A 14,068-nucleotide genomic window follows, 5' to 3' on the forward strand; every position below is an offset into this window, starting at 1 on the left:
CGTCGTGAGTGGGCGCGGCCGCGGTGAAACCGTGAGAGAGACTGTCTCTCGGGAGGATACTCACGGGTTCCTGAGAAACAGTATTGTCCTCCCGTTGGGACTGGAGAGGAGAGGAGTACATGGTCGAACCCGCAGACAGTGGAACCGACACAGGCGTGGACGACGACAACCGGGGCGTCATCGAGCGGCTTTCGAGCGGCATCGATGGGTTCGATACCGTCCTCGGCGGCGGATTCCTGCGCGGCTATCACTATCTGATCCGCGGGACGCCCGGCGCGGGGAAGACGGTGCTCGGCTGGCACTTCCTGGTCGCCGACGGCGGCGGGGACGCGCTGTACGTGACGTTCGAGGAGTGTCCCGAGAAGATCCGACGGAACGCCGCGTCGCTCGGCATCGACCTCGACAGCGTCACCATCCTGGATATGAGCCCCGAGGCGCGGTCGTTCGCCGAGGGAGCCAGCTACGACGTCTTCGCCCCGTCCGCCGTGGAGTACGAGTCGCTGACCGACCGCGTCCGCGCACAGGTCGAGGCGTCGCCGAAGCGGGTGCTTTTGGACCCGGTGACGCAACTGCGGTATCTCGCGCCGGACGAGTACCAGTTCCGGCGGGAACTCCTCTCGCTCATGGGCCTGCTGACAGAGCAGAGAGCGACGGTGCTTTTCACCTCGCAAGCGAGTCCGGAGACGCCCGACAGCGACCTGCAGTTCATGGGCGACGGAATCGTCGAACTGTCGCGTCCGAACGGCGGCCGGGTGCTCGACGTCCCGAAGTTTCGCGGGGGAAGCGTCGCCACGGGACCTCACGCCGTCACGCTCGACCAGGGGGGAATGACCGTCTACCCGCGGGTCGTGCCCGACCACGACGGGCGCCCGTTCGTCCGGACGCTCGCGTCCTCGGGCGTCCCGGCGCTCGACGACCTCCTGCACGGGGGGATCGAACTGGGGACCACCACGCTGTTCAGCGGCCCGACGGGTATCGGCAAGACGACGGTCGGTGCCCTCTTTCTCGTCGAAGCGGCCGGACAGGGGGACCACTCGGTCCTCTACCACCTGGAAGAGAAGCCGGCGACGTTCGTCGAACGCTGTGCCGCAATCGGCACGCCGGTGACGGAACTGCTCGAATCGGAGGCGCTCGAAGTCGTCGGCGTGACGCCCTCGCTGTTGACCGTCGGCGAGTTCCTCGCGCAGGTCCAAAGCAACGTCACCGACGAGACGACGTTCGTGATGATAGACGGGGTCTCGGGGTTCGAGAAGCTCACCAACCTCTCCGTCGAGCGCGAGGAGCTATCGGCGCTGCGGAGTTACCTGACCGCCCGCGGTATCACGGTGGTTCTCACCGACGAGATGCCGAACATCACGGGCGACTTCCGCCCGACGAAGTCGGGCGAGACGGCCATCGCGGACAACATCGTGTTCATGCGGTATCTCGAGTTCAACGGCGAACTCCACCGCGCTATCGGCGTGTTGAAGAAGCGAGCGAGCGACTTCGAACACCGACTCAGGCAGTTCGAGATAACCGACGAAGGCGTCGTTATCGGCGACCCGATCACGGGACTGTCGGGCGTCCTCACCGGCGACCCACAGTGGGTGGGCGTCGGGTCCGACCGGGAGGAGGTGCTGTGAGTGACCCAACGGCGGAAGCAGGACGGTCAGGCGTCCACGCCGGAGGCGAGGGGACGCCCACGCGGGGATAACGGCGACGACATGTGGACACCATCCGACGGAACGGACCGGTTCGGGCACGACCTCCCCACCCGTGACAGCGGGACGTTCCTGCCATCGGTGACCGCCGCGCAACCGCACCGTGTCCTCCTGCTCGTCTCCCACGCTCGGAACCGCGCGCTCTTACTCGACTGGTTCGACGAGCATCCGCTGTACGACGCGATCGACGGTGTGTCGGTCCTCCCCGGCGAGCAGGGAGGGGACACCGAACGAGACGTGGACGACACCCGAGACGGTGTCGCACCGGACGGGACGGGGGACCGCTCTCGCTCCGAGGGGGCTGAGGCGGGCGAAGACCACGCTGTTCCCCGACGGCTCGGTCGTCTCGAATCCGAGGCGATCGACCTGATCCTCGTCGACGTGACCGCGTTCGAGGCGAACGCCGGATGGATCAGGCGGCGGCTCGAACTCGAGAAGCCGTTGCCGCTCCCGTGTCTCCTGCTCGCCTCGGAGTCGGCGGCGCGCCGGTTCTTCGCCTCGGCCGCCGCCCGCGACCGGAGCGTGCTCGTCGACGACATCGTCACGACGCCGGTCGACCCCACGCTGCTCGACCGACGGCTCCGGGCGTACCTCAGCCTCCGACGGATGGCGTCGGAACTCGACCGGCGTCACGACCAGCTCTCGTTGCTCGCACAGGTGGTCAGACACGACATCGCGAACGCCGCGACGGTCATCACGGGTTGGGGCGAGTTGCTGCGCGAGAACGTCACCCCCGAGGGAGTGGACGCGCTCGAACGCATCCTCCGCGGCGGGCAACGGATCACGGAGATCGTCGAGAACAGCCGCGACCTGACGATGCTCATCGATGCCGGTCACGACCTCGAAACGGAGACCGTCCTGCTGGGTCCGATTCTCCAGGCGGAAGTCGACGCCATCAGGCGCGTCCACGAGTCGACGACGAAAGCGGTGACCGTCGACCTCCGACCGGTTCCGGCGGTCAAAGTCGTCGCCGGCGGGATGCTTCCCTCGGTGTTCGCGAACCTGCTCTCGAACGCCGTCCGCCACAACGAGAGCGAGACGGTCGAAATCGGGGTCCGCGTCGACGTCGAACAGCGGGAGGTCGTCGTCCGCGTGACCGACAACGGGCCCGGAATCGACGACGACCGGAAGGAGCAGGTGTTCGAGCCGTCGACGAAACGCGGCGACAGCCCCGGCGACGGACTCGGCCTCTCGCTCGTCAAACGGCTCGTCGAGTCGTACGGCGGTCGCGTCTGGTTCGAGGACGCCCCCGAGGGTGGGACGGTCGCCTGCGTCGCCCTCCGTCGGGCGATGTCGTCGGTGCCCTGAGCCGCCCGGGATTCCGTCGGGAGCGGGGTCAGCGCCGGTCGGTCGGACGGCTTCGGGTGCGGACCCACCATCCCAGGGCGACCGCGACGCCGACCACGGCGCCGACCGTGTTGGCGACGGCGTCGCCGCCGGAGGCCGTCCGTCCGGGGACGACCGACTGGACGACTTCGACGCCAGCGCCGAACGTCGCGACCCCGAGAACGATCACGACCAGACCGAGGAGACCGTACTCCGCGTCTCGCACGCGCGTTCCCCAGACGGCCAGCCCGGCGATGACGGCGTAGCTGGCGGCGTGGACGACCTTGTCGGCACCGACGCCGAACGGACCGGCGATGGCGACAGCGGTGTCGCCACCCGTGGTCGGGAGCGGGAGGACCGACCCGATGAAGACGACGGCCGCGACCACGACGAGGAGCGCCAGGAGGCCGGACCGGCGTCCCCCACCGAGCGGGGCGTTCATGCCCGGGATACGGTGAGCGAGGTATAAATCGTCGGCGCTTGTGAGAGAGTGACTCGCACGTGAAGAGGGGCAGGCGTGCTCGACCGCACGGGCGCGGGGCGTGTCCGGTGTCGGACATCGTTCCCGCCGCGCGCGTTCCAACAACACTTAATCTCCGGCCTCGTTTTCTGCGACGTATGAGTGATATCGTGGTCACCCTCCCGGACGGTTCCGAACTGGAACTGGAGGAGGGATCGACGGTGCAGGACGCCGCGTACGCCATCGGCCCGGGACTCGGCGAGGACACCGTCGCGGGCGTGGTCGACGGCGAACTCGTCGACAAGGCGGACGAACTGTACGACGGGGCGCGGCTCGTCATCGTCACTGACCAGTCCGACGAGTACCGACGGGTGCTCCGACACTCCGCCGCACACGTCTTCGCGCAGGCGCTCCAGCGGCTCCACCCCGAGGCGAAGCTCGCTATCGGCCCGCCGACCGACGACGGCTTCTACTACGACGTCACGGGCGTCGACCTCGACGAAGGCGACTTCGCCGACATCGAGAGCGAGATGCAGGCCATCGTCGACGCCGACTACGACATCGAGCGCGTCGAGCGGTCGCGGGAGGAAGCCTTCGAGCTCTACGAGGACAACCCGTACAAGCAGGACGTTCTGAACACGGAAGCGGCCGACGACGACACCCTCTCCTTCTACGTACAGGACGACTGGCAGGACCTCTGCAAGGGACCTCACGTGGCGTCGACCGGAGAGATCGGCGCGTTCAAGCTCCTGAACATCTCCTCCGCGTACTGGCGCGGCGACGAGGACAAGGAGCAACTGACGCGCGTGTACGGGACGGCCTTCGAGCGCGAGTCCGAACTGGAGGAGTTCCTCCAGATGCGCGAGGAAGCGAAAGAACGCGACCACCGCAAGATCGGTCAGGAACTCGACCTCTTCTCCATCGCGGAAGTGACGGGTCCCGGCTTACCCCTCTACCACCCGAACGGGAAACGAGTCCTCAACGCGCTGTCGAACTACGCCGAGGAGCTCAACCTCGAATCGGGGTACGACCCGGTCGAGACGCCACACCTCTTTCGGACGGAACTGTGGAAGCGCTCGGGTCACTACGAGAACTACGTCGACGACATGTTCCTCCTCGACGTGAACGACGAGGAGTACGGATTGAAGCCGATGAACTGCCCGGGCCACGCGACCATCTTCGCGCAGAAGAACTGGTCGTATCGTGACCTTCCGGTGCGCTACTTCGAGGACGGGAAGGTGTATCGGAAAGAACAGCGCGGCGAACTGTCGGGGCTGTCGCGGACGTGGGCGTTCACCATCGACGACGGCCACCTGTTCTGTCGCCCCGACCAGATCGAAGACGAGATCAACACCATCATCGACAGCATCCTGACGGTGTTCGAGACGTTCGACCTCGACGCGCGGGTGGCGCTGGCGACCCGTCCCGAAAAGAGCGTGGGGAGCGACGAAATCTGGGAGCAAGCCGAGTCCCAACTGAAGGCGGTGCTCGACTCTCAGGGGATGGATTACGACATCGAGGCGGGCGACGGTGCCTTCTACGGCCCGAAGATAGACTTCGCGTTCGAGGACGCGCTGGGGAGAAACTGGGACGGCCCGACGGTCCAACTGGACTTCACCATGCCCGAGCGGTTCGAACTCTCCTACACGGGCGAGGACAACGAGGAACACCGCCCGGTGATGATCCACCGCGCCCTGTACGGGAGCTACGAGCGCTTCTTCATGATGCTCACCGAGCACTTCAACGGGAAGTTCCCGTTCTGGCTCGCGCCCGAACAGATCCGCATCCTCCCCATCAGCGACGACCAGATCGGGTACGCCAAGCAGATCAAGAACCGCTATCTCGGCGAGTTCCGCGTCGACATCGAGGACCGCTCGTGGACCCTGGGGAGAAAGATACGGGAGGCCCAAGAGGACAGAGTCCCGTACATGCTCGTCGTCGGCGGCGACGAGGAGGAGGCGGGCACCATCTCCGTCCGCGACCGCAAGGAGCGCGAGCGGCAGGGCGTCTCCGTCGAGACGTTCCGAGAGCACCTCCGCACCGAGGAGTCCGAAAAGCGGGCCGAACCCGACTTCCTCGCCTGAGCCATGGAGCAGTACCTGAACCTCGTCGAACGCGTCCTCTCGGCGGGAACGTACAAGCCGAACCGGACGGGCGTCGACACCATCGCCGGCTTCAGCGAGCACTACACGGTCGACCTGAGCGAGGGGTTTCCGCTCCTCACCACGAAGGACCTCTCGGGCTTCCGCTGGAACTCGCTCGTCCACGAGGTGCTGTGGTACCTCTCGGGCGAGGAGCACATCCGCTCGCTCAGCGAAGAGACGGGCATCTGGGACGCGTGGGCCGACGACGAGGGGCGGCTGGACACGGCGTACGGGCGGTTCTGGCGGCGCTTCCCCGTCCCCGACGGGAGCCAGCGGCTCCCGGGCGAATCGTGGCCGGACGACGCCCACCGCTGGGTGTCCGAGGGCGAGTTCGACCAGATACAGTACGTCCTCGATACCTTAGAGGAGAACCCCAACTCGCGGCGACTGGTCGTCAGCGCGTGGCACCCCGCGAACGCCGCCGTCTCGACGCTCCCGCCGTGTCACTACACGTTCGTGTTCAACGTCCAGGGCGACCGGCTGAACTGTCACCTCACCCAGCGGTCGGGCGACATCGCCCTCGGCGTCCCGTTCAACATCGCGGCGTACGCGATGCTGGCGCAGGCCGTCGCCGCGCAGACGGGCTTCGAACTCGGGGAGTTCGGCCACACCGTCGTCGACGCGCACGTCTACTGCGGAACCGGCGACAGGGGCGCGTGGTACGCGGACAACCTCGACCGCCTGCAGTCGCGGCTGGAGACGGTCGGCTCCCGGGAGGAGTACCGCGGGGTCCGCGAGTGGCTGGAGAGCGAGGCGCCGGCCGAGCGGGAGGGCGAGAAGCGGTACGACCACGTCCCCGGCCTCCTGGAGCAGTGTTCGCGCGAACCGGGGCCGAAGCCCACGCTCGACATCGCCGACAAGCCGCTGGACGACCTCGCCTTCGACGACATCGTCCTCAGCGAGTACGACCCGGAACCGGGCATCCGGTTCGCCGTCGCCGAGTGAGATGATGGTTCGGTACGTGCTCGTCGCGGCGGTCGCACGGAACGGCGTCATCGGGCGCGACGGGGAGATGCCGTGGCACCTCCCCGCGGACCTGAAACACTTCAAGGAGACGACGACGGGCCACCCCGTCGTGATGGGGCGGCGGACGTACGAGTCTATCGCGGCGCACCTGGACGGGCCGCTTCCCGACCGTCACAGCGTCGTCCTCTCGTCGCAGGACCTCGACCTGCCGGCGGGGGCGGAGGTGGTCGGTTCCGTCGAGGAGGCGCGGCGGGCGGCCGAAGCGGCGGCGGAGCGGATGGGCGTCGAGACGGTGTACGTCGTCGGCGGCGCGACCGTCTACGAGCAGTTCCTCCCCCGCGCGAGTCGACTCGTCCTCACCGAACTCGACGAGGCGCACGAGGGAGACACCGCGTTTCCGGCGTACGACGAGGAGCGGTGGGTCGAGGCCGAGCGGGAGTCACACGACGGCTTCGACTTCGTGACGTACGAGCGCGTCTGACGTTTCTTTCGCGCCGAACGATCCCTACCGAAACGTTTGACTCGGTCGGGTGTGAGCTAGCCCCATGGGTCTCGTCTCCAGCGAGGCGGTGGGGCGGCGTCTGCGCGGGTTCTCCGACGAGCGGTTCGTCGCGTTCGTGGCTGCGCTCTGGAACGCCCGCGGGGCGGAGACGCGCGTCGTCACGGGGACGAACGTCGTCGAGGCACGACGCGGCGGGCAGACGAGACGGCTCCGGGTCGTCACCGGACGGCGGGTCCCGTCCGAGTGTGACGGCGTCGACGCCCTCGTCCTCTCGCGTCCGGTGTCAGCGGTCCGGGGGACGGACGCGTTCGAGGGCCGAATTCTCGACAGCGACGACGTTCACGCGATGCTGTTGTACGCCGTCCCGCGGTCGGCGGCGGACGACCTCTGTCGGCGCTTCTTCGACCGGTCACTGGCCGAGGAACGGGAGCCGTCGGGGACGGTCACGGCCCGCGCGCCCGAGCACTCGGCGTCGCTCGTCGTCGGCCTGGTGGGACTGACGCTCCTCGTCGCGAGCGTCTTCGGGGGGCCGATACTGTACGGGGGGACGAACCCGGTGTTCGGCGCGCCCGACTCGGTTGGGGCCGATCCGGCGGACGCGACGACGCCCGACCCGACTCCGGAGAACGCGAGCGACGCGGGGAGCGAGTCGTTCGAGTCGGCTTCCTTTCCGCCGGGGCTCGGTCCGGACGGGGTCACCGACTACGACGCGCTCGCTGACGCACACGCGCACGCGGTGACCGGGCAGTCGTATCGGCTGACCATCACTCACCGCGAGTACATCGACGGGAGGCCGACCGCCTACCGCCGCGAGACGGTTTCCGTCGCCGAGCCGACGGTCTATCGGACCGAGTTGGACGGGGCGGGGAACCTCGAACGGGGACCGCTCGTTATCGCGAGAGTCGAGGCCTTCGCCGACGGGGAGACGCGGTACGAGCGCCGCGTCGTTGCCGACGAGTTCGACCGGAGCTACACGGTCGACACGGTCGGCTCCGACCTCGTCCCCGGCGTGCGGAACGGCGAGGGACGCTACGCCGACCGGGTCGAACAGTACGTCGGCTGGTTCCTCTCGGTCTCCGAGTCGGACGTCGTCGACAGCTTCGAACGCGACGGCACGCGGTACTACTGGGTGCGTCTCGGTGCCGACACGTACGCAGGCGTCGAGAACTCCACGGGGAGCGCGCTCGTCGACGAGAACGGCGTCGTCCACGAGGTCAGGCGACAGTACGACTACCCCGGGAGCGACGGCGTCTCGGCCGCCGTGAGCATCCGTTACACCGACTTCGGCACGACGACGGTTTCGCCGCCCGCGTGGTACGAGGAGCGCGTTGGGGCCACGAACGCAACGACGAACGGGATGGAGACGAACGCGACGAACGTGACGGCGAACGCGACCACGGCCGCCGAGAACGCGACTGCGGTACCCGGAACGGCGAACGCGACACCCACACACACACCCACACAGACGTCGACGACGGCAACGGCGACAGCAGCAACGACGACGCCGGCCTGAACCGCTCACCCGGTGTGTCGGTACTTGACGAACGGGCTCTGACGGCTCGCGCTGTCACCGTCCGTCGTCCCGTGAGCAGCCGACATGTGCCGGTAGAAGACGTATATCGTCCCGTCTCGAAGGAGAATCATGTCGACATTCCCTGGATCCGGTTCGAGGCGGACTCCCGAGGTGCGCTTCTACCGCCTCGCCATGGAGTCCCTCCCCGACACGGTGTTCGTCGCGTCCAGGGACGGGACGATACAGTGGGTCTGTGCGAACGTCGCGGCGGTGTTCGGTCCGACCCCGGCGAGCATCGTCGAGTCGGAGACGGTCGCCTCGCTCCTGTCTCCGACGCTCGTCGACCCGCTCGACCTCGGGGAACGACGCCTCGAGAACCAGCCGATAACCGTCACGGACGCCGACGGCGTCGCGCACCGCTTCCTCGTGACGGTCACGCGGCTGACCGACGACGACGGTGCCAGCGCGTCCGGGGCCGCCGATACCGACACCGACGCCGAGGACGAGGCGCTCGTGTACGCCTGCCGCGACGTGACCGACGTCGAGCGGCTGAAGGACGAACTGGAAGCGGTGTTCGACCGGGTCAGCGACGCGTTCGTCGCGCTCGACACGACGTTCGTCGTCACCTCGCTCAACGACCACGCCGTCGAGTTGTTCGGACGGCCTCGTGAGGAGGTTCTCGGACGCGAACTGTGGTCGTTCTCGCCCGACCCCGAGTCGACCCAGGCCTTCGAGCTCTTCCCGCGAGCGCTGGAGACCGGCGAGCCGCTGTCGTACGAGACGTACTTCGAACCGCAGGATCGGTGGTACGAGGTGCAGGTGTTCCCGTCCGACACCGGGCTGTCGGTGTACTTCCGCGACGTCACCAGCCGCGTCGAGGACCAGCGAGAACTCGAAGCGAGCGAGGGGCGGTTCCGCACCCTGTTCGAGGGGACGCTCGACGCGCTCGTCCTCGCCGACGACGAGGGGACGTACCTCGACGCCAACCCGGCGGCGTGCGACCTGTTCGGGCTGCCGCGCGCGGAACTGGTCGGGCGGTCTGTCGGTGATTTCGCCGCGCCCGGGTTCGACTTCGACGCTGCCTGGGACGGTTTCCTCGGCGCCGAGTCGATGCGCGGCGAGTTCGAACTCGTCCGCCCGGACGGCGACACGCGCGTCACCGACTTCACGGCCCGCGCGAACATCCGTCCCGGCGAACACCTCTCGGTGCTCCGGGACGTCACCGAACGGGTCGAACGCGAGCGGCAACTGGAGGTCCAGCGCGACGAACTGGCGCACCTGAACCGCATCAATCGGCTCGTCCGAGAGGTGAATCGAGCCATCGTCGGCGCGGACACGCGGGGCGAGGTACTCTCCGGCGTCTGTCGACGGCTCGTCGCGGCCGACGTCTACCAGCACGCGCTCGTCGTGAGCGAGACGGCCGGGGGGCGGTTCGAGGTCGTCACCGCGGCCGGCCTCTCGCCCGCGACCGCCGAGGCGGTCGTCACCGCGTTCGAGCGTGAGCTAATCACCGCGGGGCGGCGCGTCACGTCCGTTATCGCGCCTCCCGCTCCCGAGGTCCGTTCGGCGGTCGACGCCGACGTGTTCGGGTGCTTCCCGCTCGCGTACGGCGGGACGGTCCACGGGGTGTTGGTCATCGGCGCGGACCGGGGCGGGGAGACGCCCGTCCTCGTCGGCGAGGAGGGATCTCTCCTCGACGACCTCGGGTCGACCGTCGGAAAGGCGATAACGGCCGTCACGGCCCGTCGACTGCTCCACGCCGACGAGGTGGTGACCCTGGAGTTCGCCGTCGACGACGCCGACGACGTCTTCAACGAACTGGGCCGGCGGCTGGACGCGACGGTGACCGTGACGGGACTCGTTCCGATGGCCGACGGTCGACACGCGTGCTATCTCACCGCCGAGGGGCGGGCGGTCGCCGACGCGTGGGACGAGGAGACGCTCCGCGAAACCGTCGAGGCGCTGGACGCGGTCGACGACTGCCGCGTCATCTCGGTCGAAGAGGCGGTCCGACTGGAGGTACACGCCGACGGCGGGTCGCCCGCGCTGGCTCTCGAGAGCCAGGGGACGCACGTCAGAACGGTGTCGGTGACGAACGGGCAGGGGACGCTCGTCGTCGAAGTGCCCGCCGAGTCGAACGTCAGAAGCCTCGTCGCCGGACTGGTCGCGGACTACCCGGACACGAGGCTCGTCCGGAAGCTCACGGAACGACGGTCCACGGAGCGGGCGGGCTACATCGGCGGCCGACACACGCCGGTTTCGGACGAGCGGGAGCAGGACCTCACCGAGAAACAACTCGCCGCGCTCCGGGCGGCCCACGCGGGCGGCTACTACGACTGGCCCCGTCGCGGCAGCAGCGCGCAGGAACTCGCTGTCGCGCTCGGGGTGGCGCCGGCGACCTACCACCAGCACCTCCGCGCGGCCGAGGGGAAACTCGTCGACGCGTTCTTCGGGGATAAGTGGAGACTGTGTCGGGAGTCGACCGGGGGATTCCGTCGGTAGACGGCGGGGAACCGTTCGGGCGGTAGAACGGATGTACTCCCCGGTGGTTGTGTGGACGTTCGGCGGCGGAACGGGAACGTCCGGCAGGCGAGCCGCGCGACACACGTGCGAGCGAATCGGCTAGGGAGGACGTGGCTTCGCCGCGTCCGTGCACTGCACGCCACCCGCTCCTCACAGACAACGCCTCGACTGTCTCTCGGTCACGAGCACGTCTACGCGGTACGCGCGCGGGAGTTCGTTGCGCTGACGACGAATCACGGAGCAGGACAATCGATCGATCGACTCAGCCGAGACTGCCCTCCATCTCCAGTTCGACCAGCCGGTTCAGTTCCACGGCGTACTCGATGGGCAGTTCACGGGTGATGGGCTCGATGAAGCCCGAGACGATGAGTTGCTTGGCCTCGTCGTCGCCCAGTCCCCGGGACTGGAGGTAGAAGACGTCCTCGTCGCCGATTTTTCCGACGGTCGCCTCGTGGGCGACGTCGACGCTGTCCTCCATGATCTCGATGTGTGGCATCGTGTCCGAGAGGGAGTCGTTGTCGAACATCAGCGCGTCACACTCGACGGTACACGACGAATCGTAGGCGCCGTCGGCGATGCGGACGAGGCCCCTGTAGTTCGTGCGACCGCCCTCGCGGGCGATGGACTTCGAGACGATGGTCGATTTCGTCTCGGGGGCGTTGTGGTACACCTTCGCGCCGGTGTCGATGTCCTGACCCCGGGAGGCGAAGGCGATGGTGATGTGGTTGTCCGAGGCGCCCCGTCCGTTGAGGACGGTCGCGGGGTACAACATCGTGACCTTCGAGCCCATCGAGCCCGACACCCACTCCATTCTCCCGCCGCGGTCGACGATAGCGCGCTTGGTGTTCAGGTTGTACGTGTTCTTCGACCAGTTCTGGACCGTCGAGTACTGGACGTGGGCGTCCTCGCCGACGAACACCTCGACGCCGCCGGAGTGGAGGTTAAACGCCGAGTACTTGGGGGCCGAACAGCCCTCGATGTAGTGGACCTCCGAGCCCTTCTCGGCGACGATGAGCGTGTGCTCGAACTGGCCCATCCCCGCCGAGTTCATCCTGAAGTACGCCTGGATGGGCATGTCGAGGGTCACCCCCTCGGGGACGTAGACGAACGACCCGCCCGACCAGATGGCGCCGTGCAGCGCGGCGAACTTGTTGTCGGTGGGAGGAACGCACTTCGTCATGAAGTACTGCTTGACGAGGGCCGGGTGTTCCTGGACGGCCTTGTCCATGTCCATGAATATCACGCCCTGGGACTCCCACTCCTCGCGCATGTTCTGGTAGACGATTTCGGACTCGTACTGCGCGCCGACTCCCGAGAGCGCGTTGCGCTCGGCCTCCGGAATACCCAGTTTGTCGAACGTGTCGCGGATGTCTTCGGGGAGGTCGTCCCAGTCGCGGACGCCGCCTCTCACGTCGACGTCGGGCCGGATGTACGGGACGATGGCGTCGACGTCGACTTCGGAGAGGTCGGGCTGGTTCGCCCACCCCGCCGGCATCGGCATGGCGTGGTACTGCTTCAGCGCGCGGAGTCGCCGCTGGAGCATCCATTCGGGTTCGCCCTTGTCCGCCGAGATCACTCGCACGGTCTCCTCGGTGAGTCCCTTCTCGGCGACGAACGCCGCACGCTGTTCCTTCTTGAACTCGAAGCGCGCCTGGGCGTCAGCCTCCTTGAAGTGTCGCTCCTCGCGGGTGCTCATACCGAGAGTTCGGCGCCGAGCGGGGATTAACCTATCTGCATTCGGTATCTGTATCCTGATAATCGAACGAGTCGTGAGAATTTCTGAACGAGGTTGGAGATACGGGAAGCCGGTGTTCGGGGTGTCGACGACGACCCCGCCGGACCGTTTTTGTCCGCGGGTCGTGACCGAGAGGTATGAGCGAGGCAACGTTCGAGCTCTACGTCGACCGCGCGGACGAACACCGCTGGCGGCTCGTCCACGACAACGGGAACGTCATCGCCGATTCGGGCGAGGGCTACGCCTCGCGCCAGAAAGCCCGACAGGGGCTTCGGAGCGTCAGGGAGAACGCGCCCGGTGCCGACGTGGTCGTCGTCGACGAGTGAATCGACGCCCGTGAACGGGCGCGAACGGACGACGCTCTCGCGGCAACGAGCACATTAAACCTCGTCGGAGACGGGAACCACGGCCGCCTCGGGAGCCTTTATCCGTCCGTAGCGACGAAAGGGTGGTAATGAAACGGAACGACCAGCAGGCGTACGACCGGGGGACGTCGCTGTTCTCGCCCGACGGCCGCATCTACCAGGTCGAGTACGCGCGGGAAGCCGTCAAGCGCGGCGCGCCCGCCGTCGGCGTTCGAGCGTCGGACGGCGTCGTCCTCGCCGCCCAGACGCGGACGGGTTCGTCGCTCATGGAGACCGAGAGCGTCGAGAAGCTCCACAAGCTCGACGACCACATCGGCGCGGCCAGCGCCGGTCACGTCGCCGACGCCCGGCAACTCGTCGACGACGCCCGTCAGGAGTGTCAGGTGAACCGCCTGCGCTACGGCGAGCCAATCGGCCTCGAAACGCTCACGAAGACGCTCACCGACGACATCCAAGAGAGCACGCAGTTCGGCGGCACCCGCCCGTACGGTGCTTCGCTTCTCATCGGCGGGATGGACGGCGACGAGCCCGGACTGTTCGCGACGGACCCCTCCGGCACGCCCCAGGAGTGGAAGGCGGTCGCCATCGGGGGCTCCAGGGAGGACATTCAGGAGTACCTCGAAGAGCGCTGGTCCACCGAACTCTCGACCGACGACGCGGTGACGCTCGCGCTCGAAGCCCTGTTGGCAGGTGTCGACTCGCTGACCGGCGAGGAGGCGAGCGTGGCCGTCGTCACGGCCGAGGGATACCGACGGCTCCCGACCGAGGACCTCGACGAGATTCTCGCGGAGGTCCGACCCGACGACGCCGACGAGAGCGAAGACGAGTAGCGGA

12 protein-coding genes are annotated in these 14,068 nt (G+C 67.6%); 9 read left to right on the forward strand and 3 right to left on the reverse strand.

What is annotated here, in order from left to right; genetic code table 11:
* The first annotated feature begins 119 nt into the window (after positions 1-119).
* Both C2R22_RS10455 and C2R22_RS10460 read left to right on the forward strand, forming a co-directional pair.
* Positions 120-1,622, forward strand: a complete 1,503-nt coding sequence (locus C2R22_RS10455) for an ATPase domain-containing protein (RefSeq protein WP_216824716.1) — start codon at positions 120-122, stop codon at positions 1,620-1,622.
* Positions 1,623-3,008 (forward strand): sensor histidine kinase, encoded by a 1,386-nt coding sequence (locus tag C2R22_RS10460; RefSeq protein ID WP_162562450.1) that lies wholly within the window; start codon positions 1,623-1,625, stop codon positions 3,006-3,008.
* Positions 3,009-3,036: 28 nt separating this feature from the next.
* Here the strand turns inward: C2R22_RS10460 and C2R22_RS10465 are convergent, their stop codons facing one another.
* Positions 3,037-3,468 (reverse strand): VanZ family protein, encoded by a 432-nt coding sequence (locus C2R22_RS10465; protein ID WP_103425706.1) that lies wholly within the window; start codon positions 3,466-3,468, stop codon positions 3,037-3,039.
* Between the two features lie 176 nt (positions 3,469-3,644).
* Here C2R22_RS10465 and thrS point away from each other — a divergent pair, with 176 nt between their 5' ends.
* The 4 genes from thrS (at position 3,645) to C2R22_RS10485 (ending at position 8,611) form a co-directional block, all read left to right on the forward strand.
* Complete coding sequence (thrS, locus tag C2R22_RS10470; RefSeq protein WP_103425707.1) at positions 3,645-5,570, forward strand: threonine--tRNA ligase; 1,926 nt, start codon at positions 3,645-3,647, stop codon at positions 5,568-5,570.
* A 3-nt stretch (positions 5,571-5,573) separates the two neighbouring features.
* Positions 5,574-6,575 carry a thymidylate synthase gene (gene thyA / locus C2R22_RS10475; protein ID WP_103425708.1) on the forward strand — a complete coding sequence of 334 codons (1,002 nt, stop codon included), beginning with the start codon at positions 5,574-5,576 and terminating at the stop codon, positions 6,573-6,575.
* A 1-nt stretch (position 6,576) separates the two neighbouring features.
* Positions 6,577-7,077 carry a dihydrofolate reductase gene (locus tag C2R22_RS10480; protein WP_103425709.1) on the forward strand — a complete coding sequence of 167 codons (501 nt, stop codon included), beginning with the start codon at positions 6,577-6,579 and terminating at the stop codon, positions 7,075-7,077.
* Between the two features lie 64 nt (positions 7,078-7,141).
* Entirely contained in the window at positions 7,142-8,611 is a 1,470-nt protein-coding gene (locus C2R22_RS10485) for a hypothetical protein (RefSeq protein WP_103425710.1), read from the forward strand.
* A 5-nt stretch (positions 8,612-8,616) separates the two neighbouring features.
* Here the strand turns inward: C2R22_RS10485 and C2R22_RS26955 are convergent, their stop codons facing one another.
* Positions 8,617-8,742 carry a hypothetical protein gene (locus C2R22_RS26955; RefSeq protein WP_281259233.1) on the reverse strand — a complete coding sequence of 42 codons (126 nt, stop codon included), beginning with the start codon at positions 8,740-8,742 and terminating at the stop codon, positions 8,617-8,619.
* Here C2R22_RS26955 and C2R22_RS10490 point away from each other — a divergent pair.
* Positions 8,741-11,113, forward strand: a complete 2,373-nt coding sequence (locus C2R22_RS10490; protein WP_162562451.1) for a bacterio-opsin activator domain-containing protein — start codon at positions 8,741-8,743, stop codon at positions 11,111-11,113. The two genes, C2R22_RS26955 and C2R22_RS10490, sit on opposite strands and share 2 nt — an antisense overlap.
* A gap of 283 nt (positions 11,114-11,396) precedes the next feature.
* Here C2R22_RS10490 and sufB read toward each other — a convergent pair whose 3' ends face one another.
* Positions 11,397-12,830 (reverse strand): Fe-S cluster assembly protein SufB, encoded by a 1,434-nt coding sequence (gene sufB, locus C2R22_RS10495; protein ID WP_103425712.1) that lies wholly within the window; start codon positions 12,828-12,830, stop codon positions 11,397-11,399.
* Positions 12,831-13,006: 176 nt separating this feature from the next.
* Between sufB and C2R22_RS10500 the strand changes: the two genes are divergently transcribed.
* Positions 13,007-13,195, forward strand: coding sequence for an HVO_2922 family protein (locus C2R22_RS10500; protein ID WP_103425713.1), 189 nt, complete (start codon positions 13,007-13,009; stop codon positions 13,193-13,195).
* A 128-nt stretch (positions 13,196-13,323) separates the two neighbouring features.
* The gene (psmA, locus tag C2R22_RS10505; RefSeq protein ID WP_103425714.1) at positions 13,324-14,064 is read left to right on the forward strand and encodes an archaeal proteasome endopeptidase complex subunit alpha; all 741 of its coding nucleotides are present in this window, start codon (positions 13,324-13,326) and stop codon (positions 14,062-14,064) included.
* The last annotated feature ends 4 nt before the right edge of the window (positions 14,065-14,068 follow it).

Origin of the sequence: Salinigranum rubrum (assembly GCF_002906575.1) — an archaeon.
GTDB classification, from domain to species: Archaea; Halobacteriota; Halobacteria; order Halobacteriales; family Haloferacaceae; genus Salinigranum; species Salinigranum rubrum.

What these genes read in the sequence shown, in the direction of transcription:
- C2R22_RS10455 (WP_216824716.1), top strand. Translation starts at nt 120, where the DNA reads ATGGTCGAACCCGCAGACAGTGGAACCGACACAGGCGTGGACGACGAC.
- C2R22_RS10465 (WP_103425706.1), bottom strand. Translation starts at nt 3,468, where the DNA reads ATGAACGCCCCGCTCGGTGGGGGACGCCGGTCCGGCCTCCTGGCGCTC.
- thrS (WP_103425707.1), top strand. Translation starts at nt 3,645, where the DNA reads ATGAGTGATATCGTGGTCACCCTCCCGGACGGTTCCGAACTGGAACTG.
- thyA (WP_103425708.1), top strand. Translation starts at nt 5,574, where the DNA reads ATGGAGCAGTACCTGAACCTCGTCGAACGCGTCCTCTCGGCGGGAACG.
- C2R22_RS10480 (WP_103425709.1), top strand. Translation starts at nt 6,577, where the DNA reads ATGATGGTTCGGTACGTGCTCGTCGCGGCGGTCGCACGGAACGGCGTC.
- C2R22_RS10485 (WP_103425710.1), top strand. Translation starts at nt 7,142, where the DNA reads ATGGGTCTCGTCTCCAGCGAGGCGGTGGGGCGGCGTCTGCGCGGGTTC.
- C2R22_RS10490 (WP_162562451.1), top strand. Translation starts at nt 8,741, where the DNA reads ATGTCGACATTCCCTGGATCCGGTTCGAGGCGGACTCCCGAGGTGCGC.
- C2R22_RS26955 (WP_281259233.1), bottom strand. Translation starts at nt 8,742, where the DNA reads ATGATTCTCCTTCGAGACGGGACGATATACGTCTTCTACCGGCACATG.
- sufB (WP_103425712.1), bottom strand. Translation starts at nt 12,830, where the DNA reads ATGAGCACCCGCGAGGAGCGACACTTCAAGGAGGCTGACGCCCAGGCG.
- C2R22_RS10500 (WP_103425713.1), top strand. Translation starts at nt 13,007, where the DNA reads ATGAGCGAGGCAACGTTCGAGCTCTACGTCGACCGCGCGGACGAACAC.
- psmA (WP_103425714.1), top strand. Translation starts at nt 13,324, where the DNA reads ATGAAACGGAACGACCAGCAGGCGTACGACCGGGGGACGTCGCTGTTC.